The sequence below is a fragment of the Embleya sp. NPDC059237 genome, from assembly GCF_042754105.1.
Classification (GTDB): domain Bacteria; phylum Actinomycetota; class Actinomycetes; order Streptomycetales; family Streptomycetaceae; genus Embleya.
In genome coordinates this window covers 805,858-828,424 of sequence record NZ_JBHZAE010000002.1, presented here as the reverse complement: position 1 = coordinate 828,424, position 22,567 = coordinate 805,858, and the positions used below count along the sequence as shown (strand labels likewise).

At 71.5% G+C, this 22,567-nt stretch carries 16 protein-coding genes; 7 read left to right on the top strand and 9 right to left on the bottom strand.

Annotation, left to right across the window (positions count from 1 at the left end; genetic code table 11):
• Positions 1-185 precede the first annotated feature (185 nt).
• The 5 genes from valS (at position 186) to ACFXKZ_RS10370 (ending at position 6,947) form a co-directional block, all read left to right on the top strand.
• The gene (gene valS / locus ACFXKZ_RS10390; protein ID WP_379998561.1) at positions 186-2,705 is read left to right on the top strand and encodes a valine--tRNA ligase; all 2,520 of its coding nucleotides are present in this window, start codon (positions 186-188) and stop codon (positions 2,703-2,705) included.
• A gap of 83 nt (positions 2,706-2,788) precedes the next feature.
• The gene (locus tag ACFXKZ_RS10385; RefSeq protein WP_379998558.1) at positions 2,789-3,739 is read left to right on the top strand and encodes a hypothetical protein; all 951 of its coding nucleotides are present in this window, start codon (positions 2,789-2,791) and stop codon (positions 3,737-3,739) included.
• Positions 3,740-3,927: 188 nt separating this feature from the next.
• A complete protein-coding gene (locus tag ACFXKZ_RS10380) occupies positions 3,928-4,866 on the top strand; it encodes a hemin ABC transporter substrate-binding protein (RefSeq protein ID WP_379998556.1) in 939 nt (312 codons plus the stop codon).
• Positions 4,867-5,007: 141 nt separating this feature from the next.
• Positions 5,008-6,123 carry a FecCD family ABC transporter permease gene (locus ACFXKZ_RS10375; protein WP_379998702.1) on the top strand — a complete coding sequence of 372 codons (1,116 nt, stop codon included), beginning with the start codon at positions 5,008-5,010 and terminating at the stop codon, positions 6,121-6,123.
• A complete protein-coding gene (locus tag ACFXKZ_RS10370) occupies positions 6,123-6,947 on the top strand; it encodes a heme ABC transporter ATP-binding protein (protein WP_379998554.1) in 825 nt (274 codons plus the stop codon). Before ACFXKZ_RS10375 ends, ACFXKZ_RS10370 begins: the two co-directional genes overlap by 1 nt.
• Before the next feature lie 49 nt (positions 6,948-6,996).
• Here the strand turns inward: ACFXKZ_RS10370 and ACFXKZ_RS10365 are convergent, their stop codons facing one another.
• Positions 6,997-7,917: an alpha/beta hydrolase gene (locus ACFXKZ_RS10365; protein ID WP_379998552.1), complete on the bottom strand. Its 921-nt coding sequence runs from the start codon at positions 7,915-7,917 to the stop codon at positions 6,997-6,999.
• 141 nt (positions 7,918-8,058) lie between these two features.
• Entirely contained in the window at positions 8,059-9,264 is a 1,206-nt protein-coding gene (locus tag ACFXKZ_RS10360; protein ID WP_379998550.1) for an FAD-dependent monooxygenase, read from the bottom strand.
• A gap of 160 nt (positions 9,265-9,424) precedes the next feature.
• Here ACFXKZ_RS10360 and ACFXKZ_RS10355 point away from each other — a divergent pair, with 160 nt between their 5' ends.
• Both ACFXKZ_RS10355 and ACFXKZ_RS10350 read left to right on the top strand, forming a co-directional pair.
• A complete protein-coding gene (locus ACFXKZ_RS10355; protein WP_379998548.1) occupies positions 9,425-10,090 on the top strand; it encodes a TetR/AcrR family transcriptional regulator in 666 nt (221 codons plus the stop codon).
• A gap of 122 nt (positions 10,091-10,212) precedes the next feature.
• Entirely contained in the window at positions 10,213-11,745 is a 1,533-nt protein-coding gene (locus ACFXKZ_RS10350; RefSeq protein ID WP_379998700.1) for an APC family permease, read from the top strand.
• A 76-nt stretch (positions 11,746-11,821) separates the two neighbouring features.
• Here the strand turns inward: ACFXKZ_RS10350 and ACFXKZ_RS10345 are convergent, their stop codons facing one another.
• The 7 genes from ACFXKZ_RS10345 to ACFXKZ_RS10315 all read right to left on the bottom strand — a co-directional run bounded on the left by ACFXKZ_RS10345 (position 11,822) and on the right by ACFXKZ_RS10315 (position 22,391).
• The gene (locus tag ACFXKZ_RS10345; RefSeq protein WP_379998547.1) at positions 11,822-12,421 is read right to left on the bottom strand and encodes a hypothetical protein; all 600 of its coding nucleotides are present in this window, start codon (positions 12,419-12,421) and stop codon (positions 11,822-11,824) included.
• A 77-nt stretch (positions 12,422-12,498) separates the two neighbouring features.
• Positions 12,499-14,046 (bottom strand): AMP-binding protein, encoded by a 1,548-nt coding sequence (locus ACFXKZ_RS10340; RefSeq protein ID WP_379998545.1) that lies wholly within the window; start codon positions 14,044-14,046, stop codon positions 12,499-12,501.
• Between the two features lie 128 nt (positions 14,047-14,174).
• Positions 14,175-15,455, bottom strand: coding sequence for an alpha/beta hydrolase (locus ACFXKZ_RS10335; RefSeq protein WP_379998543.1), 1,281 nt, complete (start codon positions 15,453-15,455; stop codon positions 14,175-14,177).
• A 189-nt stretch (positions 15,456-15,644) separates the two neighbouring features.
• A complete protein-coding gene (locus ACFXKZ_RS10330) occupies positions 15,645-16,859 on the bottom strand; it encodes an acyl-CoA dehydrogenase family protein (RefSeq protein WP_379998541.1) in 1,215 nt (404 codons plus the stop codon).
• Positions 16,860-16,862: 3 nt separating this feature from the next.
• Positions 16,863-18,641, bottom strand: coding sequence for an acyclic terpene utilization AtuA family protein (locus tag ACFXKZ_RS10325; RefSeq protein WP_379998539.1), 1,779 nt, complete (start codon positions 18,639-18,641; stop codon positions 16,863-16,865).
• A complete protein-coding gene (locus ACFXKZ_RS10320) occupies positions 18,638-20,707 on the bottom strand; it encodes an acetyl/propionyl/methylcrotonyl-CoA carboxylase subunit alpha (RefSeq protein ID WP_379998537.1) in 2,070 nt (689 codons plus the stop codon). The genes ACFXKZ_RS10325 and ACFXKZ_RS10320 overlap by 4 nt, the downstream gene beginning before the upstream one ends.
• An 85-nt stretch (positions 20,708-20,792) precedes the next feature.
• Positions 20,793-22,391, bottom strand: a complete 1,599-nt coding sequence (locus ACFXKZ_RS10315; protein ID WP_379998535.1) for an acyl-CoA carboxylase subunit beta — start codon at positions 22,389-22,391, stop codon at positions 20,793-20,795.
• Between the last annotated feature and the right edge of the window lie 176 nt (positions 22,392-22,567).

The following is a 22,567-nucleotide window of genomic DNA, read 5'->3' as shown; positions in this document are numbered from 1 at the left end:
ACCCGACCGGCCCCGGCGAACACCCGACCCCCCGAGGGGCGTTCGCCGGGCCCACCCCGCCCCGCCCCGGGCGACCCACCGCGACCCGCCGCGACCCACCACCACGAAACGAACAATCGGTTAGAGCCCCGCCCCCTCGCCCGGTACGCTCCGGGGGCATGGTTCCCGCCTCTGGTTCCCCCCGCATGCCCGACAAGCCCACCCTCGACGGGCTGGAAGCGAAATGGTCGCGCGTCTGGGACGAGACGGGCGTATACCGCTTCGATCGCACCCGGACCCGCGACGAGGTCTACTCGATCGACACCCCACCCCCGACCGTCAGCGGATCGCTGCACGTGGGCCACGTCTTCTCGTACACGCACACCGACGCCATCGCGCGCTACCGCCGCATGTGCGGGCGCGAGGTCTTCTACCCGATGGGCTGGGACGACAACGGCCTGCCCACCGAGCGACGGGTGCAGAACCACTTCGGTGTGCGCTGCGACCCGGCGCTGCCGTACGACCCGGACTTCGTGCCGCCCGCGCAGCCGGCGAAGCGTCAGATCCCGGTCTCCCGACGCAACTTCATCGAACTGTGCGAGGAACTCACCCGGCAGGACGAGCGTGCGTTCGAGGAGTTGTGGCGACTGCTCGGGCTGTCCGTCGACTGGTCGATGACGTACCAGACCATCGACGCCGTCTCGCGCACCGCGTCGCAGCGGGCCTTCCTGCGCAACCTGGCCCGCGGCGAGGCGTATCCGGCCGAGGCGCCCACCCTGTGGGACGTCACCTTCCGCACCGCCGTGGCGCAGGCCGAGCTGGAGGACCGGGAGCGTCCCGGCGCCTACCACCGCCTGACCTTCCGCGCCCCGACCGGCGACGCGCTGGAGATCGTCACCACCCGGCCGGAGTTGTTGCCCGCGTGCGTGGCTCTGGTCGCGCACCCCGACGACACCCGCTACACCCACCTGTTCGGCTCGTGTGCCCGCACCCCGCTGTTCGGCGTCGCCGTGCCGGTGTACGCCCATCCGCTGGCCGATCCGGAGAAGGGCTCCGGGCTGGCCATGGTGTGCACGTTCGGAGACACCACCGACGTCACGTGGTGGCGTGAACTGCGCCTGGAAACCCGGCCCGTGCTCGACTGGGACGGCAGGCTCCGGGCCGAGCCGCCGGCCGGGATCGAGCGGCCCGAGGGGATCGAGGCGTACGCCCGCCTCGGCGGCGCCACCGTGTTCACCGCGCGCGAGCGGATCGTGGCGATGTTGCGCGAGAGCGGCGAACTGGTCGGCGAGCCCGAGCCGATCACGCACGCGGTCAAGTTCTACGAGAAGGGCGACAAGCCGCTCGAGATCGTCACCACCCGGCAGTGGTATCTGCGCAACGGCGGACGCGACGCCGATCTGCGCGGCCGACTGCTTGCCCGGGGCGCCGAGTTGGCCTGGCATCCCGCGCACATGAAGGTCCGCTACGACAACTGGGTCGACGGCCTCAACGGCGACTGGCTGATCAGCCGGCAGCGCTTCTTCGGCGTGCCGGTGCCGCTGTGGTACCCGTTGGACGAGGCCGGCCTGCCGCTCCACGACAAGCCGCTGTCGCCCGCCGAGGCCGACCTGCCGATCGACCCGTACACCGACGTGCCGCCGGGATACACCGAGCAACAGCGCGGCGAGCCGGGCGGGTTCGTCGGCGACCCGGACGTGATGGATACGTGGGCGACGTCCTCGCTGACCCCGCAGATCGCGGGCGGCTGGTGTCGGGACGAGGACCTGTTCGCCCGGGTCTTCCCGATGGACCTGCGGCCGCAGGCGCACGAGATCATCCGTACCTGGCTGTTCTCCTCCGTGGTGCGCGCCGACGCGGAGCACGACAGCCTGCCGTTCGCGCACGCGGCGATCTCCGGCTGGATCCTGGACCCGGACCGCAAGAAGATGTCCAAGTCCAAGGGCAACGTGGTCACCCCGGTCGACCTGCTCGCGCAGCACGGCTCCGACGCGGTGCGCTACTGGGCGGCGAACGGCCGGCCAGGCGTGGACACCGCGTTCGACGTCGGGCAGATGAAGGTCGGCCGGCGGCTGGCGATCAAACTGCTCAACGTGGCCCGCTTCGTGTTGTCGATCGGCGCGGCCGAGACGCCCGGGGCGGTGACCGAACCGCTCGACCTGGCGCTGCTCGCCGAGTTGGCGGAGGTGGCCCGGGCGGCGGGGGAGGCGTTCGAGGACTACGACTACGCACGGGCGCTGGAGCGGACAGAGCGTTTCTTCTGGTACTTCTGCGACGACTACGTCGAGTTGGTCAAGACCCGCGCGTACGGCGAGGCCGGCGACGAGGCGGGCGCCGCGTCGGCCCGGGCCGCCCTGGCCGGCGCGCTGTCGGTGCTGACGCGGCTGCTCGCGCCGGTGTTGCCGTTCGCCACCGAGGAGGTGTGGTCCTGGTGGCAGGAGGGCTCGGTGCACCGGGCGGCCTGGCCCGCCCCGGCCGCACCGCCGGCGGCCGACCGGGCTCTGCTCGGCGTCGCGTCCGGCCTGATCGCCGAGGTGCGCCGGGCCAAGTCCGCCGCCCAGGTGTCGATGCGCGCCGAGGTGGCCGCGCTGACCGTCACCGGCGACGCCGACGAACTGGCCCGCATCACGCCGATCGAGACCGACCTGCGCGCGGCCGGCCACATCGCGCGGATCGACCGGGTGTCGGGGAGCGGGCCGCTCACGGCGGAGGTCGTGCTCAAGTAGCCCCCGGCCCTCAAGTCGCGCCCAACCCCAAGTCACGCCCAACATTCATTGACTCGGCCAAGTACCCGTAGTACCCGTTGGCCATGACCACTCACCACCCCGACGACAGGTTCCACCCGCCGACCGGCGACGACCCGTACTGGTCGGAGACCTCCTGGTTCACCTTCACCGTGCCGCACAAGCGGTTGTCCGGGCAGTTGTACCCGTTCTTCCGGGCGAACCAGGGGGTCGCGGCGGGCGGCGCGTACTTCTGGGACGACAGCGGACAGCACCCGCACGACGCGGTCTACGCCAAGAACTTCTGGCATCTGCCGATCCCCGACCAGGACCTGACCGACCTGCGCCTGCCGAACGGCTTCCGGGTGCGCTGCGTGGAGCCGCAGCGGGTGTACGAGGTCGGCTACGACGATCCCGACGGCGGCGACGAGATCCACGTCGACCTCACCTTCACCGGCCTGCTGCCGCCGCACTACCTGGGCGAGAAGCACCTCGACCAGCCCGGCCGCTACACCGGCACGGTGGTGCTGCGCGGCGAGGAGATCCCGGTCGACTCCTACGGCTTCCGGGACCGTTCGTGGGGTCCGCGCTCCCAGTTCGGCCCCGGTCTGATGCAATCGCCCGCCCGGCGCGGCGGATACAGCTATGCCACCGCGTCCGAACACGACGCCTTCCACAGCATCACCATGGACTTCGGCCAGGGGTGCGTGTCGATCCACGGCTATCTACTGCGCGACGGCACCTGGGCGAAGCTGGCCCGGGGCTGCCGCGAGGTGGTCGAGCGGGACGACGCCACCGGCTGGGCGACCCGGGTGGTACTGACCGGCGTCGACACGCTCGGTCGCGAACTGCGCGCCGAGGGGCGGCTGTACAACCGCCTCGGCTTCTTCCTGAACCCGAATCTGTTCACCGTCAACGGCCTCACCGAGTGGACCTTCGACGGCGTCACCGCGTGGGGCGAGGACCACGAGAACTTCTCCGCGGCCGAGATCCGCCGACACAGCCGGGACTGGCGCGCCCGCCGCGCGGCCGGGTGAGCGGTGGGTGAATCGTGGGTGGGGCGGGGGGTTCGTGTGACGTTGTCCACCCGACACGGGCTTGAGTTAGGCAAGCCTTACCTTTAAATTGCCGGGTGAAGGAAGGCAAGGCTTGCCTGACTTCGCCGGCTCCGGGTCGGCCCACCCCGTGCACGAAAGGCCGCCGGATGCGTCTGCGCCGAACAAGCTTGAAGCCGGCCGCGGTCGTCCTCGCCATCATCGCGTTCGCCACGGCGTGCGGCGACGACGACAAGAAGTCCGACGCGAAGACCGCCAAGGGCGACCAGGCCGCCGCCGCGCTGCCCGCCACCGTGGACACCACGATGGGCAAGGTCACCGTCAAGGACGCGAGCCGCATCGTGCCGCTCGGCGGCGACATCGCGCAGACCGTCTACGCCCTCGGCCTGGCCTCGAACGTGGTCGGCGTGGACACCTCCGGCGCGGTCCTGCCGGAGAGCAAGGGCAAGCCCACCTTCGGCAATTCGCGCAGCCTCAACCCCGAGGGCATCCTCGCCCAACGGCCCACCGTCGCGATCGGCAGCGCCTCGGTCGGCCCGCGCAGCGCGGTCGACCAGCTCAAGGCGGCCGGCATACCGATCGTGCTGGTCCCGGACAGCGGCAAGCCCGAGGATGCGATCACCCGGATCACCACCGTCGCCACCGCGCTCGGCGTGCCCGACAGGGGCAAGGCGCTGGCCGACCGCACCGCCGGCGAGATCGCCGGCGCCAAGGCCAAGGGCGCACAGGCCGCCACCAAGCCGCGCGTGGCCTTTCTCTACATCCGCGGGCAGGCCAACCTGTACCAGATCGGCGGCAAGGGCCTGGGCCCCGACAGCATGATCAGCGCCGCCGGCGGCATCGACGCCGGCACCGAATTGGGCGTACAGATGTCCGCCGCGCTCACCCCGGAGGCGATGGTCGCGGCCAAGCCCGACGTCATCCTCGTCTTCCAAAAGGGCCTCGAGTCCGTCGGCGGCATCGACGGCGTGCTCAAGCTGCCCGGCGTTGCGCAGACCCCGGCCGGCCAGAACCGCAAGGTCGTCGCGATGGACGACCTGGAACTGGGCGGCGGCGGCCCGACCGCGGGCGTCGCGCTGAACAAGCTCGTCGACCTCCTGCATGGCTAGGCCCTGTCCGGCGGATCTTGGTGGATCAGGCCGCGTCGGCCGGCCCGAGGTCCACGCCCCCCGGGTGTCGGACGGGCCCGTCCCGCCCGTCCGACGCCCGAGGACCCACGACGCGAAGACCCAGGGGAGCCCGTGGCCACGGTGACGGAGCGTCAAGAACCCATCCGCGAGCCGAACGAACCCCCGCCCGTGGTCGAACTCGGCACGCCCGCCCCGGTGCCGGCCGCGCCGCGCCGACACGGCCGTTGGCTGATGCCCACCCTCGTACTGCTCCTCCTGGCCACGAGCATCGTCTCGGCCGGCATGGGCGCCTTCGAGATCCCCTCCGACCAGGTGCTCTACTCCGCGCTGCATCACCTGGGCCTGGACGTCGGCCACGTGTCCGAGGCCAACGAGGCCGTGCTCTGGAACATCCGCTTCCCGCGCATCGTGCTCGGCATCATGGTCGGCGCCTGCCTGGGCTGCGCCGGAGCCGCGATGCAGGGCGTGTTCGGCAACCCGCTGGCCGAACCCGGCGTGATCGGGGTCTCCTCCGGCGCGGCGCTCGGCGCGGTCGGCGCGATCGTGTTGGGCGTGTCCACCTTCGGATCCTGGACGGTGACCGCGTTCGCCTTCATCGGCGGCCTGCTCACCACCCTCTTCGTCTACCTCCTCTCCCGCTCCGACGGCCGCACCGAAGTGGTCACCCTGGTGCTCACCGGCATCGCGATCAACGCCCTTGCGGGCGCCGCGATCGGCCTGTTCACCTTCGTCGCCGACGACGCCGAACTGCGCAGCATCACCTTCTGGAACCTGGGCAGCGTCGGCGGCGCGAGCTGGAAGATCATCGGCGCACTGGCCCCCTTCGCGGCGATCGGCCTGCTGATCCTGCCCCGGTACGCCCGCGCGCTCGACATCATGGCCCTCGGCGAACGCGGCGCCCGGCACCTGGGCGTGGACACCGAACGGGTACGCGTCGTGGTGGTCGTGCTGAGCGCGACCCTGGTCGGCGCGGCCGTCGCCGCGGCCGGCGTGATCACCTTCGTCGGCCTGGTCGTACCGCACATCATCCGCCTGATCGCCGGCCCCCGACACCGACTGCTGCTGCCCGCGAGCGCGGTCCTGGGCGCGCTGGTCACCGTCGCCGCCGACCTGGCGGCGCGCACCGTCGCGATGCCCAAGGAGGTCCCGCTCGGCGTGCTCACCGCGCTGATCGGCGCCCCGTTCTTCCTGTGGTTGTTGCGCCGGACCCGTTCCCGGCAAGGAGGTTGGGCCTGATGAGGCTGCTCGCCCGCAGCCGGTCGGCGATCGACCGGAGCACCCCCGAGATCGGCACGATCGGCGTCGAGGCCGAAGACGTCACCTTCGCCATCGGCGGCCGCAACCTGGTCGACGGCGTCTCGCTGACCGTGCGCCACGGCGAGATCGTCGCGGTCCTGGGACCCAACGGCGCCGGCAAGTCCACCCTGCTCGGCCTGCTCACCGGCGACCTGACCCCGCACCACGGCACGGTGCGCATCGCCGGCCGCCCGGTGCCCGACTACGCGCAGCGGGAACTGGCGCTGCGCCGAGGGGTGTTGCCGCAGAGCGTGACGTTGTCCTTCCCGTTCACCGTGGACGAGGTGGTCCGGATGGGCCGCGCGCCGCATGCGGGACTGCCGAGCGAGGAGTCCGAGGACACGATCGTGGCGCGCTGTCTGGCGCAGACCGACGTGGCGCACCTGGCCGACCGCAGCTACCCGTCGTTGTCCGGCGGCGAGCGGGCCCGGGTCTCGCTGGCCCGGGTGCTGGCGCAGGGCGCGCCCGTGCTGTTCCTCGACGAACCCACCGCCGCGCTCGACCTCCGGCACACCGAGGACGTCCTGCGCCTGGCCCGCACCCGGGCCCGGCTCGGCGACGCGGTGGTGATCGTGCTGCACGACCTCAACCTCGCCGCCGCCTACGCGGACCGGATCGCGCTGCTCGCGGGCGGACGCCTGGTCGCGTGCGGCGTACCGGACGCGGTGTGCACCGCGCCGGTGCTCTCCGACCTGTACGGCCACCCGGTCGAGGTGTTGCGCCGACCCGGCACGGACGAACTGCTGATCCTGCCGTCCCGCTGAGCGGCGCGACCGGGCGCCACGCGCCGCAGGCGCCCGCGCCGCCGCCCGGTCAGGGGTGCAACGCCCGGTGCAGCGCCGCGAACGAGCCCGTCGCGCACTCCTCGCAGCGGGGGACCAGGTCCACGAAGCTCATGAACCCGTGCACCATGTCGTCGAACGACTCGTACTCGACGGTGTTGCCCGCCGCGCGCAACCGCTCGGCGTAGTCGGCGCCTTCGTCGCGCAGCGGATCGTGGCCCGCGGTCACCACATGCGCCGGAGCCAGGCCGGACAGGTCCTCGATGGTGCCGATCCGGGCGTACGGACCGAGGTCGGCCGGCTTCCGGTCGCCGAAGTAGTGGCCGAGGAACCACGCGATCGAGGCCGCGGTGAGCAGCGGCGCGTCGGCGTTCTCGACCTGCGACGCGGTGCCCGCGACGCCGGTCGTCGGATACCAGAGCATCTGCAACGCCGGTTGTGGAAGCCCGTGTTCGCGGGCCAAGAGGCACACGGTGGCGGACAGCGTGGCGCCCGCGCTGTCCCCGGCGAGGGCGATCCGGGTGGGATCGGCGCCCAGTTCGCCGGCATGGTCCAGCAGCCACCGGTACGCGGCGAACGCGTCCTCGGTCGCCGCGGGGAAGGGGAATTCGGGGGCGAGCCGGTAATCCAGGGACACCACCACGCAGTTCGCGTGTCGGGCGATCCGCCGGGCCAGCGCGTCGTGGCTGTCCAGGCCGCCGATCACGAAGCCGCCGCCGTGGAAGAACAGGGTCACCGGCAGCCCGGGTTCCTCCGACGGCCGGTACACCCGCGCCGGCCGCGCGTCGACGGCGCCGGGGACGGTGCGATCCTCGACCCGCGCCACCTCGGTCAGTACCGGCAGCAGTGCGACCCCGGCGTCGATGGTGGCCCGCGCGGTCGCCGCGTCCCCCACGAACAGGTCGTCCGGCAGGACCCCCAACAACTCCACCAGCTGCGGATCGATGGTCACCGTGCCCCCTCCGTCGAGCCCCCCATACCGGCCGGTACGGAATGTGTGTCGTACATTCCATGCCGGCCGGTACGGAATGTACGACGCATGCCCCGAAGGCGGAACCCACATCGGTGCCGCACTCGGGCCGCCCGGCCCGGATCAGACCTCGGCCCGCGGTGACGCGCCGGCCCCCGTCGGCGGACGCCAGGCGAGCACCGGGTCCAACGGGCGCAACGCCGCGTCCGGCGCGACCCGGCCGGCCACCCGCAGGAGCGTGTCGCGCGCCGCGACCGCGCCGCGCCCGTGCCACTGCGCCATCGCCCCGATCCGACGCGACTTCCGGACCACCGCCGAGGTCCGGGCCACCCGGCGTCGGCTGTATCCCGGCAGCGCGTCGACCACCCCGGTCGCGCTCACCCCGGAGAGTACGTCGGCCAACTCGATCGCGTCCTCCAGCGCCTGGTTGCCGCCCTGGCCCAGATTCGGCGTCATCGCGTGCGCGGCGTCGCCGATCAGCACGACTCGCCCCCGGTGGTGGGCCGGCAGCGGCGTTGCCATCTCGTGCACGTCCAGATGCAGGATGCGCTCGGCCGGCGCGGCGGCGATCAGGTCGCCGACGGGCGCGTGGAAGTCCCGGTACAGCCGCAGCAGTTCGGCCCGTTCCCCGGCCGCGTCGCCGTGCGTGGTGCCGGCCGGCCGGTTCGCCGTCGCGTACCAGTACACCCGCCCGTCGGCCAGCGGCATCGCCCCGAAGACCAGTCCGCGTCCCCAGGTCTCGCCCGGTGTGATGTCCATGGCCGGGACGATCGCCCGCCACGTGGTGAAGCCGGCGTAGCGCGGACCGGGGTGCTCGGGGAATACCGCCTGCCGGATCGGCGACCGGATCCCGTCGGCGGCGACCACCAGGTCGGCGGTCAGCGTCTCGTCCGCGGTGGTCACCGTCGCGCGCCGATCCGCGTCCCCCGGGGTCACGGTGAGCACGGTCGTCCCGGTCCGCAGCGCCTCGGCCGGCAGCCTCGCGAGCAGCACCCGCATCAACTCGGCTCGCGCCGCGAGCACCATCGGCTCGCCGAACCGCGCGGTGAACGCCTCCCCGCTGGTCGGCGCGAGCACCCGCCCGTCCGGCCGGCGCAACGTCGCGGCGCCCCGGATCGCGGCGAGCGCGCGCAGCGGCACACCCGCGTCGATGGTGTCCAGGGCGCGCAGCCCGTTCGGCGCGATCGCGATCGCGGCCCCGATCGGCTCCAGCGTGGCGGAGCGCTCCAGGACCACCACGGACCACCCCTTCCGGTGCAGCGCGCCGGCGGCGGCGAGCCCGCCGGGGCCGGCGCCGACGACGATCGCTTCGGGCTTGATGACGGACATGGTTTCCCCCGAGGTCGGTGGGTGTCGACTGCGTCGACTGCCTGATGCCCACTACAGGTGTAGAGGACCTGGCCATGACTCTACAGCTGTAGTGGCCCGAATCTCTACACCTGTAGCGGATTGATCTCTACAGCTGTAGCGAAATCGCTAGGCTGCCCCCGTGACGACCACCACCAAGCGCAGCCCCGACCGTCCCGACCGCCTCGTGCTGATCGGCGACACCGCGATCCGCCTGCTCGTCGAGCGCGGCATGCGCGGGCTGACCCATCGCGCGGTCGACGAGGCCGCCGGGCTGCCGGCCGGGTCCACCTCCTACTACGCGCGCACGCGCGTCGCGCTCCTGGAGGTGGCGCTGGCCCGGATGACCGTCCTGGAGGCGGGGGAGTTCGCCCCTGCGCTGGCCGACGGCGACCTGCCGCCCGCGCTGCCCCGCGACGTGGACGGGGTCGCCGACATGGCCGCCACGATCGTGAGCGAGGCCATCCGCGAGGGGCGTGCGCAGAAGATCGCCCGCTACGAACTGGCCTTGGAGGCGACCCGGCGTCCCGAGTTGCGCGGGATGTACGACAGCGCCGGGGTCGCGTTCCGGGAGGCGGCCGTCGCGATGGTGGCCGCGCTCGGCTCGCCCGAACCCGCGCGGCACGGCCGATTCCTGGTCGCGTGGTGCGAAGGGGTGATGTTCGACGCGATCGCCGGCTCGGGCTGGGCCACACCCCCCTCCCGCGCCGACATCCGTACCGGAATCGCCGAACTGCTGGCCGGGATGCTCGGCGATAGCGCCCGCCGGCCCCGCCCGACAGCTCCGCCCGAAAGCCCCAACGAGTGACATGAACGACTCGTGCGATCGTTCCCGACCCCTTTGGTCAAAAGTCGTTTCATCCTGACTTAGTCTGTTCACTTGTGAGTCATGAGCACGTGCGCCAAAGGGGCGATAAGCACCAGCACCACCTGGTAGGGGAGTCGCACTACCTGCCGGAGTCCGATCTCCAGGACAAGGGGCTGAGCAGAAATTCCATCGGCCTGCTGGGCAGCGTGGTCGTCGCCATCTCCACGGTGGCGCCGGTGTACACGCTCACCGGCGCGCTCGGGCCCACGGTCAACCAGGTCGGCACCCACATGCCGGCGATCTTCCTGGTCGGCTTCGTGCCGATGTTGCTCGTCGCCTTCGCGTACCGCGAACTCAGCAAGGCCGTTCCGGACGCCGGCACGTCCTTCACCTGGACGGTCAAGGCGTTCGGTCCGCGCGTGGGTTGGATGTGCGGCTGGGGCCTGGTGATGGCCACCATCATCGTGCTGTCCAACCTGGCCGGCATCGGCACGTCGTTCTTCTACCTCGCGCTGGGTGAGGCGTTCGACAGCGACCGGATCCGCGACCTGGACGACAACAAGCTCGTCCACGTGCCCACCTGTCTGGCCTTCATCGCCACCGCCACCGCGATCAGCTACCGCGGCATGACGGTGACCAAGCGGGTCCAATACGTGCTCGTCGCGCTCCAACTCGCGGTGCTCGCCCTGTTCGTCGTGATGGCCATCGGCAAGGCCGGCGCGGGCGACGTGCCCACCTCGATCCCGTTCTCCTTCGACTGGTTCAACCCGTTCAGCATCGGCAGCTTCGCCGCGCTGACCGCGGGCCTGTCGTTGTCGATCTTCATGTACTGGGGTTGGGACACCGCGCTGAGCATCAACGAGGAGACCGCCGGCGGGCCCAAGGTTCCGGGTCGGGCCGCGATCATCTCGGTGTTGTGCATCGTGGTGGCCTACCTGACGACCGGCGTCGCCACGCTGATGTACGCGGGCACCGGGACCACGGGACTGGGCCTGAACAACGACGAGGACGACAACATCTTCGCGAAACTGGCCGATCCGGTGATGGGTTCGGGGCTCGGCGTGCTGATGTTCGTCGCGGTTCTGGCCAGTTCGGTGGCCAGCCTCCAGACCACCTTCATCCCGGTCGCCCGCACCCTGCTGTCGATGAGCACCTACCAGGCGGTGCCGAAGGTGTTCTCGCGGGTGCATCCCCGGTACAAGACGCCGGGGTTCGCCACCATCACCGCGGGCGTCGCGACCGGCGCGTTCTACACGGTGATGACGATCCTGTCGGAGAACGTGCTCACCGATACGATCTATGCGCTCGGCCTGATGATCTGTTTCTACTACTCGCTGACCGCGTTCTCCTGCGTGTGGTACTTCCGCAAGGACCTGTCGCGCAGCGTGCGCGAGGCGATGGTCAAGGGCGTCATGCCGGCCCTCGGCGGACTGATGCTGGGCGCGATCTTCGTCAAGACGCTGGTCGACGTGGCCGACCCGAACTACGGCGACGGCAACCGGGTCCTGGGCGTGGGCAGCGTGTTCATCATCGGCGTGGGCCTGCTGGTGCTGGGCGTGGTGCTGATGGAGATCCGCCGGATCGAGAGCCCGGCGTTCTTCCGGGGCGAGGTGCTCAAGCGGGACACGCCCGTCCTGGTGCCGGACGAGGACTGAGCGCACGCGGCGCACCGGGCACGACCGGCCCGCCGCCGGCCGGGTCGCTGGGGGACCCGGCCGGCGGCGGAACGATTCAGCGGTTCTGGATGGCGTCCATGGCCACCGCGACGCAGATCGCCAGTCGGCGGTCCATCGTCGGGTCGGGGAGCGAGACCAGGTACTGGTCGCGCAGCTTCATCTGCCGCTCGACGGTCAGTACCGGCCGGCCGCCCTCGTCGACGAAGTCGAAGTGGTAGGTCGGGGCCGGCAACCAGTCCCCGACCACCGGTATGAGGCCCCACAGGCGGCGCACGATCGCCCCGGTGAGGCTGCGCTCCTGCCCCGTCGCCCGGGGAGCGTCCGGACGTTCCAGGTGCCACGTGGAACGCAGCAGCGACTTCTTGAAGTCCTTGGCAAACATGCCGAGGTTGCTGCCCTCGACACCGGTCACGTCGTGCTGGGACCGGATGTCGAGCATTTGGCGCGCCTTGAACCGGGCGAGTTCGGTGGTCTTGGTGTCGTCCGTGTAGAGGATCACCTCTTCCTTGAGCTTGCCGCGCTTTTGCTGCGCGAAGGCGATCACCGGTCCGTGCTTGCCGTCCGGGCCGACCAGGTGCACCACGTATTGGTTCACGATCGGGCGGAAGTTCTGCCGGATGATCAGCTGTGTTTCGTTCTGGAACGGCATGGTCATGACGTGCGCGATCCCCCCGGGGATTCATTGGATTAGCAGGCACGGGGCCTTGGGCCGCACAACCTACCGGTGTTCCCTCACGAGCGCTCGTACTCCTCGACCAGCAGACGTTTGTACAGCTTCCCGGTCGGGTGGCGAGGAAGTGTGGGACGGAAGTCGACGGAGCGCGGGCACTTGTAGTGGGCCAGTCGGGCGCGGCAGTACGCGATCAGTTCCTCGGCCAACTCCGGTCCGGGCGCGGCGCCTTCGGCCGGCTGCACGACCGCCTTGACCTGCTCGCCCAGGTCCGCGTCGGGCACGCCGAACACCGCGACGTCGGCGATCGCGGGATGCAGGGCGAGCAGGTTCTCCACCTCCTGCGGGTAGATGTTCACCCCGCCGCTGATGATCAGGTGTGATTGACGATCCGTCAGGTACAGGAAACCGTCCGCGTCCAGGTGTCCGATGTCGCCGAGGGTGGTCCAGCCCCGGCCGCCGGGATCGCGGCCGGCCTCGGTCTTGGCCGGATCCTCGTGGTAGGAGAACTGCGGCCCGTCGGCGAAGTAGACCACGCCGTCCTCGCCCACCGGCAGTTCGCGGCCCTGCTCGTCGCACACGTGCGGCGTGCCCAGGATCGCCCGCCCCACGGTGCCGCGATGGGTCAGCCACTCCTCGGATGTGCAGGCGACGTAGCCGTTGGCCTCGGTGCCCGCGTAGTACTCGTACAACACCGGCCCCCACCACTCCAGCATGCGTTCCTTGACCTCGGGCGGACACGGCGCCGACGCGTGCACCGCGTAGCGCAGCGACGACAGATCATGGCGATCGCGCACCTCGGCGGGCAGTTTGAGCATGCGCACGAACATGGTCGGCACCCACTGACTGTGCGTCACCCGGTATCGCTCGATCGCCGCGAGCGCTGCCTCGGCGTCGAAGCGCTCCAGCACCACCACGGTGTGCCCGCCCCGGAGGAACTGCATGCAGTAGCGCAGCGGGGCCGCGTGATACAGCGGCGCCGGGCACAGGTAGACGTCGCCGCCGGCGCCCGAGGTGTCCATCCCGTACAGCGCGCCGAGCAGCTGATAGAGCGTCACGGCCGGTCCACTGCCCAGCGGATGGTCCTCGCGGCGGGGCAGTACACCCTTGGGTCGGCCGGTGGTGCCGGAGGAGTAGAGCATGTCGGCGCCTTCGAGTTCGACGGCGATCGGCGTGCTCGGGTACGGCCGCACCGCCTCCTCGTACGCCTCGAACCCGGCTCTCGCGCCGTCGAGCATCAGCCAACGCTCGACCCGGGGCGCCCGTTCCCGGACAGCGCCCGCGAGTTCGCCGACGCCGGCCGAACAGATGAATACGCGGGCGCCGCAATTGTCGACCACGTAGGCGAGTTCGTCCGGGTGCAGGCGCACGCTCACCGGCGTGTAGATCAGTCCGGAGCGCTGTGCGGCCCAGGTGATCGCGAGATAGAGGGGATGGTTCTCCAGGGCGATGGCCAGATGGTCCCCGGGACGCAGCCCGGCGTCGTACATCAGGTGGGCGAAACGATTGGATTCGGCGTCCAACTCGGCGTAGGTGACGACCCGGCCGGAGCCGGCCAGGATCACGGCGGGGCGGTCGGGGTGCGCGGCGGCGATGACACCGGGATGCATGGGCGATCCTCGTCTCGGTGCGGCGGTCCACCGCCCGGGCGGGCGACGGGCTGCTGAGCTTCCGTTCGGATGGCGCCGCAGAAGTCTCGCACCGTACGCAGCCGCGTTGAAGGACCGGCGGCCACCGCTCAGTGCAGCGGGCGTCCGCCCGTGAAGGCCGGTCCGCGTACCTCGCCCTGCTGCGCGGTGGCCGCCGCGAGTTCGCGCCCCAGCCACTCGAACGCCGCGGGCAGCCCCCTGGCCCAGGTGCCGAAGTTGTGCCCGCCGGACGACTCGATCTGTACCTTCACCGTGTCCGTGGGCCGGAACCTGCGGGCGAACTCGCGGGCCTCGCGCACCGTTTTGCCCTCGCCCTTGGCCGCGAACAGATACATCCGCACCGGCGCCCGCCGGGGGTTGTCGATCGTGTACTGCGGGCTGTTGGCCCGGCGCAGCCCGTCGTCGCCCCTGTACAGATCGCCCGTGGTCATGTCGGTGATCGCTTTGAAGTAGCCGGACAGGCTGGCCGCCGCGGTGTAGCGGTCGGGGTGGCGCAGGGCCAGGTTCGCCGAGCAGAAGCCGCCGGTCGAGTAGCCGAGCAGCCCCCAGCCCGCCGGCGCGGGCGCGGTGCGGAAGTTGGCCGCTATCGCGTCGGGCACGTCCTGGCCGAGGTAGGTGTCGGCGCGGGCGCCGCCGGGCGCGTCCACACACTCGCTGTCGCGGCCCTCGATCGGGTTCTGTGCCGCGATCACCACGATCGCCGGCGGCATCCGCCCCGACTCCATAAGGCCCGCCAGCATCTGGTGCACCTTCATCCGGCGCAGCCAGGTGTCCGGGGTGCCGGGGAAGCCCGAGGTCAGCTGGATCACGGGGAAGCGGGTCCGGGCGTTGTCCGGGGTGAAGTAGGCGGCCGGCAGATAGACGAAGGTGTTCAGTTTGTAACCGGTGCGCGGGCCCTGGATGCTGGTGTTGACCAGCACGCCGTGCTTGGGGTCGGCGCCGCGCCGTGGCGGATGCGGCGGGCGCGGCTGGTCGGTCAGCGGGGGCTTGGTGACCATGAACGGCAGGCCCTTGCCGTCGTCGTCGGAGAACGGCACGGCCGGCTTGGGATCGAGGTGCTTGACCTTCACCGTGGACACCGACACGTCCGGTACGGACGGCCCGTCGGCGATGTGCATCAGGTCCGACAGGGTCGAGTAGAAGTACATCTGCGCGTTGACCGCGGCCAGGATGGTGAAGGTCACCATGAGCTGGGTGAACAACAGCGTGCAGATCCGGCGGGTGCGCTGCAGCGTCGGGCGGTTCCAGAACCAGACGGTGGCGAAGGCGGTACCGGCGGTGGCGACCGCCATGCCTATGACGAACCACACACTCGTGATGTCCACGTCCCAGACGGGCCGTCCCGCCAGCACTTGATCCAACGCTCCCACTGCCTTCTCCGCCGAGCCCGACCGATGGCGCCGGTCCCGGACGACGCCCCGCACGGTCGCGCCGGGAGCGGTGCAGCCTCTGTCTATTTTGTGCCCGACGGGTTGCCGGCGCGTCGATCCCGAGTCCCGTGCCGAGTCATTCACAAGTCGCACGCAAGTGCGCCGACTCCTCCGGCCGCCGATCGGGGATCAGTACGAACGTGGCAATCCCAGTGTGTGCCGCGCCACATGATTGAGGATCATCTCCCGGCTCACCGGCGCGATCCGCAACGTGCGGGCCATCGCCCACAGGGGGATCAGCCCGTAGTCGCGGCTCATCCCGTTGCCGCCGTGGGTCTGGATTGCCGCGTCGACGGCGTGTACGGCCGCCTCGGCGGCGGCGTACTTGGCCATGTTGGCGGCCTCTCCGGCGGCCTTGACCCGCGCCTCGCCCGCGTCGTGCAGCCGGGCCGCGCGGTAGGTCATCAGCGCGGCCAACTCGACCTCGATGGCGGCCTGGGCGAGCGGGTGGGCGATCGCCTGGTGGGTGCCGATCGGGCGATCCCATACCTCGCGGGTCCGGGCGTAGTCGGCCGCGCGGGCGAGGGCGTATCTCGCGATGCCCACGCCCAGTGCCGCCCCGGTCACCCGCTCGGGGTTGAGGCCGTGGAAGACCTGGCGCAGCCCGTCGCCCTCGGTGCCGATCAGCCGGTCGGCGGACAGTGGTACGTCGTCGAAGAAGAGGGTGAACTGGCGTTCCGGGGCCGCTCCTTCGATCGCCAGTGGGGTCGCGGTCAGTCTCGGGTCGGCGGTGTCGACCAGGAACAGCGAGAGCCGGCCGTGCCCGGAGCCGGGGTCGGTGCCGGTGCGGGCCACCACGAGGACCGCGTCGGCCTCGTCGACTCCGGAGATGAACTGCTTGGTGCCACGCAGCAACCAACCCTCGCCGTCGCGGCGGGCCGTGGTGGACAGTCGATGGGTGTTGGAACCGGCCTCCGGTTCGGTGATCGCGAACACGATCTTGTGGGTGCCGGCGGCCAGGCCCGGCAACCACGCGGCCTGTTGCCCGGCAGTGCCGAAGCGGGTCAGCACCTCGCCGGCGATCGCCCCGGACACCAGGAGCAGCAGCAGCGGGCAGCCGTGCGCGGCGACCTCCTCGCAGACGATGGTCAACTCGACCAGACCGCCACCGCCGCCGCCGTATTCCTCGGGCAGGTTGACGCCGATGTAGCCGTGCCGGCCCAGTTCCCGCCACAACTCGGTGGTGGGGCGGCGCTCGCGGCTGTGCTCGGCGAAGTAGCCGGGGCCGAATCCGTCGGTGATGGCACCCACGGCGGCGCGTAGGGCCCGGTGTTCGTCGCTCTCGTCGATGCTCGGGTCGAAGCCTTCGTCGCGGGTTTCGTCGCGGTTTTCGGCAAAGCGCATGGATCACCCGTCCAGCAGCGTCGTGGGGATGTCGGTATGGCGGGACCGCACGTACTCGCCCAGGCCCTTGGCCTGCGGATCGGGTCGGGTCGAGGAGCCGACGCCCTCACCGAGCAGGCCGGTGATCACGAAATTCACCGCGCGCAGGTTGTCGAACACGTGGCGTTCGATCGGCAGGTCGGCCGCCTCCGGCAGCAGCTCGCGCAGCCGATCGACGGTCAGATGTACGCGCAGCCAGCGATACGACGCGTCGTCGCGCGTCCACAGGCCGAGGTTGGCGTCGCCGCCCTTGTCGCCGGAGCGGGCGCCGCAGACCAGGCCCAGGGGGGCTCGGCGGGTGGGGGTCGGCGGGCGGGCGGGTCGGCCCGGCGGGTCGAGGCGTGGGGGAGGTAGGGGGTCCGGGCAGCCGTGGGGCAGCGCGGCGGTCAACTCCGGCGGCGGGATCGGGCGGGCGGTGCCGTCGGGGAGCACCACGGTGTGCGCGACCTCGCCCGCCGGGATCCACGCGGCGCGGAAGACGGCGTAGGCGGTCTCGGCCGTGGGCGGGGTGGTGGTGTGGAAGCCGGGGTAGCCGGCCAGGGCCAGTTCGACGACCGCGCCGGAGAAGGCGCGGCCGACCCTGGTCGGGTCCGGGTCCTTGACGGTGATCCGCAGGTGTGCGCCGGCCTGCTCGTTGGTCGGCGCGTCGGGGCGGTCGTAGCGGATCAGCCGCACGTCCACCTCGGCGAAGCGGTCCCGGCCGCCGAGTGCGTCGAACAACATGCGCTCGGCGTGCGCGGCCTTGGCCTCGATGTCGAGGCCGGTGAGCACCATCGTCATGGTGTTGCGGTAGCCGCCGAGTTCGTTGACGCCGACCTTGAGGGTGGGTGGTGGCGGCAGGCCCCGGACGCCCTGGATTCGGACCCGGTCGGGGCCGGCCGGACCTATCCGGATGGTGTCGAAGCAGGCCACCGCGTCGGGGTTGGCGTAGGCGGGGCCGCCGATCTCGTACAGGAGTTGGGCGGTGACCGTGCCGATCGAGACGGTGCCGCCGGTGCCGCGGTGTTTGGTGATCACCGACGAGCCGTCGGCGGCCACCTCGGCGATCGGGAAGCCGGGTCGGCGGCTGTCCAGGGCGAAGTCGGCGGTCCGGCCCGGGCGTTGCCGTCGTGTGGGTTCGCCGAGGAAGGGGTAGTTGCCGCCGGTGGCCTGCGGGCCGCACTCGATCACGTGGCCCGCGACGATCGCGCCGGCGATGCGGTCGTGGTCGGTGCGTCGCCAGCCGTGCCACCACGCGGCGGGGCCGACCACCAGGGACGCGTCGGTCACGCGCGGGCAGACCACGATGTCGGCGCCCTCGGCCAGCGCCTCGGCGATGCCCCAGCCGCCGAGGTAGGCGTTGGCCGTCACGGTGCGCGGGCCGGCGTCGATCCGGTCCAGTACGTCGTCGCCGGTGATGTACGCGATCTTCGGGGCCAGGCCCAGGCGTTGCGCGCTCGCGTGCAGTCGCTCGGCCAGGCCGGCGGGGTTGAGGCCGCCCGCGTTGGAGACCACCCGGATGCCCCGGTCCAGGCACGTGCCCATGACCTGTTCGAGTTGGGTTACGAAGGTGCGCGCGTAGCCGGCGCTCGGGTCCTTGGCGCGGGCCTTCCACAGGATGGACATGGTCAGTTCGGCCAGGTAGTCGCCGGTCAGCACGTCGATCGGGCCGCCCTCGACCATCTCGTGCGCGGCGGAGAGGCGATCGCCGTAGAAGCCGGAGCAGTTGGCGATCCGGATCGGGCGGCTGTCGGTCCGGCTCATCCGACCGCCTCCTCCGGTGTCTCGGCGGGTGGATCGGCGGGTGGATCGACGGGTGGGTCGGCCGGCTTCGTGGTGAGCCCCGACTCCTCGCCATCCGCGGCGCGGACGACCGCCAACACCGCGCCGGTGTCCACCGCTTCGCCCGTGCCGACCGGCAGGTGGGATACCACGCCCGGGTACGGGGCGGTCACCTCGTGCTCCATCTTCATCGCCTCCACGGCCAGGACGAGTTGCCCGGCCGTCACCCGTTGGCCCACGGCGACCGCGACCCGCACCACCGTGCCGGGCATCGGCGCGAGCAGTGACCCGGCCGGTGCGGTCTCGGCCGGCACCGGCTCGGGCAGGCGCGGGAGTTCGGTCAGCACGCTCGCGCCGAGCGGGCTGTCCAGGTACACCGTGTCGCCGACCCGGTGCACGTGTACGGTTCGCCGGACGCCGTCGGCGGTCAGGTCGACCCGATCGGCGTGCGCGGCGTGGATCACCAGGCCAGGCAGGGGTTTTCCGTCGATCGCGACGTGGTCCGGGACGCGGTAGGACACGGTGGTCCGGGTGTCCGGGTCGGATGTGTAGGTCACCTGCTGGTCGGCGTCGCGGACATTGCGCCAGCCGCTCGGGATGCTCGTCAACACGCTTGCCCGGGAACGGCGTTCGGCCTGTCCGGCGAGCGCTGCGGCGGCGGCGTGCACGGGCGTCGCCGAGGGGTCGGCGGCACACAGGTCGGCGGCGGCATGCCGATCCAGGAAGCCGGTGTCCACGGCGCCGGCGGTGAATTCGGCCGAGCGCAGCACGCCGACGAGCAGGTCGCGGTTGGTGCGTACGCCGTGCACCCGGGCCCGGGCCAGTGCGCGGGCGAGTTTGCGACACGCCTCCTCGCGGGTCGGCGCATACGCGATCACCTTGGCCAGGAGCGCGTCGTAGTGCGCGCCGATCCGGCTGCCCGTCACCACCCCGGCGTCCACCCGGATTCCGTCCCGCTCGGACTCGGGGAGTTCGAACCGGTGCAGGGTGCCGACCGAGGGGGCGTAGTCCCGGATCGGGTCCTCCGCGTACAGCCGGGCCTCGATCGCGTGCCCGGCGGAGTGCGCCTTCGCGGGCAGCGCGTGGCCCTGGGCCACCAGGAGTTGCAGGCGGACCAGGTCCAGGCCCGTGGTCAGTTCGGTGACCGGGTGCTCGACCTGGAGTCTGGTGTTCACCTCCAGGAGGTGGAAGGCGCCGGCGCGGTCGAGGACGAACTCGACGGTGCCCGCGCCGAGATAGCCGATCGCGCGACCGGCGGTGACCGCCGCCGCGCACAACTCGGCGCGCAATCCGGGGTCGATGCCCGGCGCGGGGCTCTCCTCGATCAGCTTCTGGTGTCGGCGCTGGATCGAGCAGTCCCGCTCGAACAGGGCGATCACCCGACCGTGCGTGTCGCCGAGGATCTGCACCTCGACGTGCCGTGGATTCACGACCAGTTGCTCCAGGAACACGGTGTCGTCGCCGAACGCGGCGGCGGCCTCGCGACGGGCGGCGGCGACGGCGGCGGGCAGTTCGTCCGGGGCGCGGACCACGCGCATGCCCCGACCGCCGCCGCCGAACGCGGCCTTGACGAGGAGGGGGAAGCCGATGCGGGCGGCCAGTTCGTGCACGGATTCGGGCGCGGACTCGGGGGCCACGACGCCGCCCGGCAGGACCGGGACGCCGGCGCGGCCGAGGAGGTCCTTCGCGGCGAGTTTGTCGCCCATCGCGGCGATGGTCTCGGGGGCCGGGCCGACGAAGAGCAGCCCCGCCTCCGCCGTTCGGCGGGCGAAGTCGGCGTTCTCGGACAGGAATCCGTAGCCGGGATGGATCGTGTCGGCGCCGGTGGTCCGGGCCGCCTCGATCAGCAGGTCGCCGCGCAGGTAGGTGTCCGTGGCCGCCGCGCCCGGCAGCCGGACCGCCTCGTCCGCCGCCGCGACGTGCGGGGAGTCGACGTCGGGATCGGCGTACACGGCCACGGTGTCGATCCCCATCGCGTGTGCGGTGCGGGCGATCCGGACCGCGATCTCGCCGCGGTTGGCGATCAACAGCCTGCGGATGAGCGGCATACGATCCCCTCGGTGTGCGGGTGGCCGGTGGGGGTGGTCGCGGGGGCAGGTGCGGTGGCGGGTGCGGCCCCGGCGGAGGTCGGGCCTACATGCGGAAGACCCCGTAGCCGGTGGTACCCGCGACCGGGGCCGAATGCGCGGCGGACAGCGCGATGCCGAGCACGTTGCGGGTGTCGCGGGGATCGATCACCCCGTCGTCGTAGAGCCGCGCGGTGACGAAGAAGGCGTGCGATTCGCGCTCGATCTGCGCCTCGATCGCGGCGCGCCGCAGTTCGTCCACGTTCTCGTCGAAGGCGATCCCACGAGCGGCGGCGGCCTGGCGGCCGACGATGGACAACACGCCCGCCAGTTGCGCGGCGCCCATCACCGCGAGTTTGGCGGTCGGCCACGCGAACAGCAGGCGGGGATCGAAGGCACGTCCGGACATCCCGTAGTTGCCCGCGCCGAAAGACGCGCCGATGTTGAGGGTGAGGTGCGGGACGGTGGAGTTGGTCACCGCGTTGATCATCTTGGCGCCGTCCTTGACGATGCCGCCCTGTTCGTACGCGGTGCCGACCATGTAGCCGGTGGTGTTCTGGAGGAACAGCAGCGGGGTGTGCGCGCAGTTGGCGAGTTGGATGAACTCGGCGGCCTTCCTGGACTCCTCGCCGAACAGCACCCCGCGCGCGTTGGCCAGCACCCCGACCGGGAAGCCGTGCACCGAGGCCCAGCCGGTGACCAGGCTGGTGCCGTGCTCGGACTTGTACTCGTCGAACCGCGACCCGTCCACCACCCGGGCCAGCACCTCGCGCGGATCGAACGGGACGCGCAGGTCCGTCGGCACCAGGCCGAGCACCTCGTCGATGTCGTACAGCGGCTCGTCGGGCGGTCGGCTCGGACCCGGACCGTGCTTGCGCCAGTTCAGGTCGGCCACGATGCGCCGCCCGATCCGCAGGCAGTCGTACTCGTCGACGGCGTAGTGGTCGGCGAGTCCGGACACGCGCGCGTGCATCGCGGCGCCGCCCAACTCCTCGTCGTCCGCCTCCTCGCCGGTGGCCATCCGGACCAGCGGTGGCCCACCGAGGAAGACCTTGGCCTGGCCGGCCACCAGGACCGCGTGGTCGCACAGGCCCGGGATGTAGGCGCCGCCGGCGGTCGAGTTGCCGAACACGAGGGCGATGGTGGGGATCCCGAGCGCGGACAGCTCGGTCAGGTCGTGGAAGACCCGGCCGCCGGGCACGAACAGCTCGGCCTGGGTGGGCAGATCCGCGCCCCCGGACTCGACGAGGTTGACCACGGGGAGTCGGTTGCGGCGGGCGATCTCCAGCGCGCGCAGATTCTTGCGCAGGGAGTACGGATTGACGGAACCGCCGCGCACGGTCGGATCGTTGGCGATCAGCACACACTCCACGCCGGAGACCGGACCGATACCGGTGACCACGCCGGCGCCCACGGTGAAGTCGGTGCCCCACGCGGCCAGGGAGGACAACTCCAGGAAGGGCGCGTCCCGGTCGAGCAGCAACTCGATGCGCTGACGGGCGGTCAGGCGCCCGCGGGCCCGATGTCGTTCGACGTAGCGTTCGCCGCCGCCGGCCCGGGCCAGGTCCAGTTGTTCGTGCAGCGCCGCGAGGGCGGCCAGTTGTGCGGTGCGGTTGGCCCGGTAGGTGTCGGACCGGGGATCGAGACGGGAACGCAGAACGGGCACGACCTCGACTCCTCGCCTGTCGACGCGAAGGCAGCTTCCGGATGTTAACGGCCGGTCACTTGGCTATGGAAGGCCCGAGCGCAGCGGGGGAGTCGCGGGCGCCGGCGCCGTACCCGGGTCGGTCGGCGCACAACGACGCCGACGCGACCCCGGATGGGGGCCGCGTCGGCGGGTGG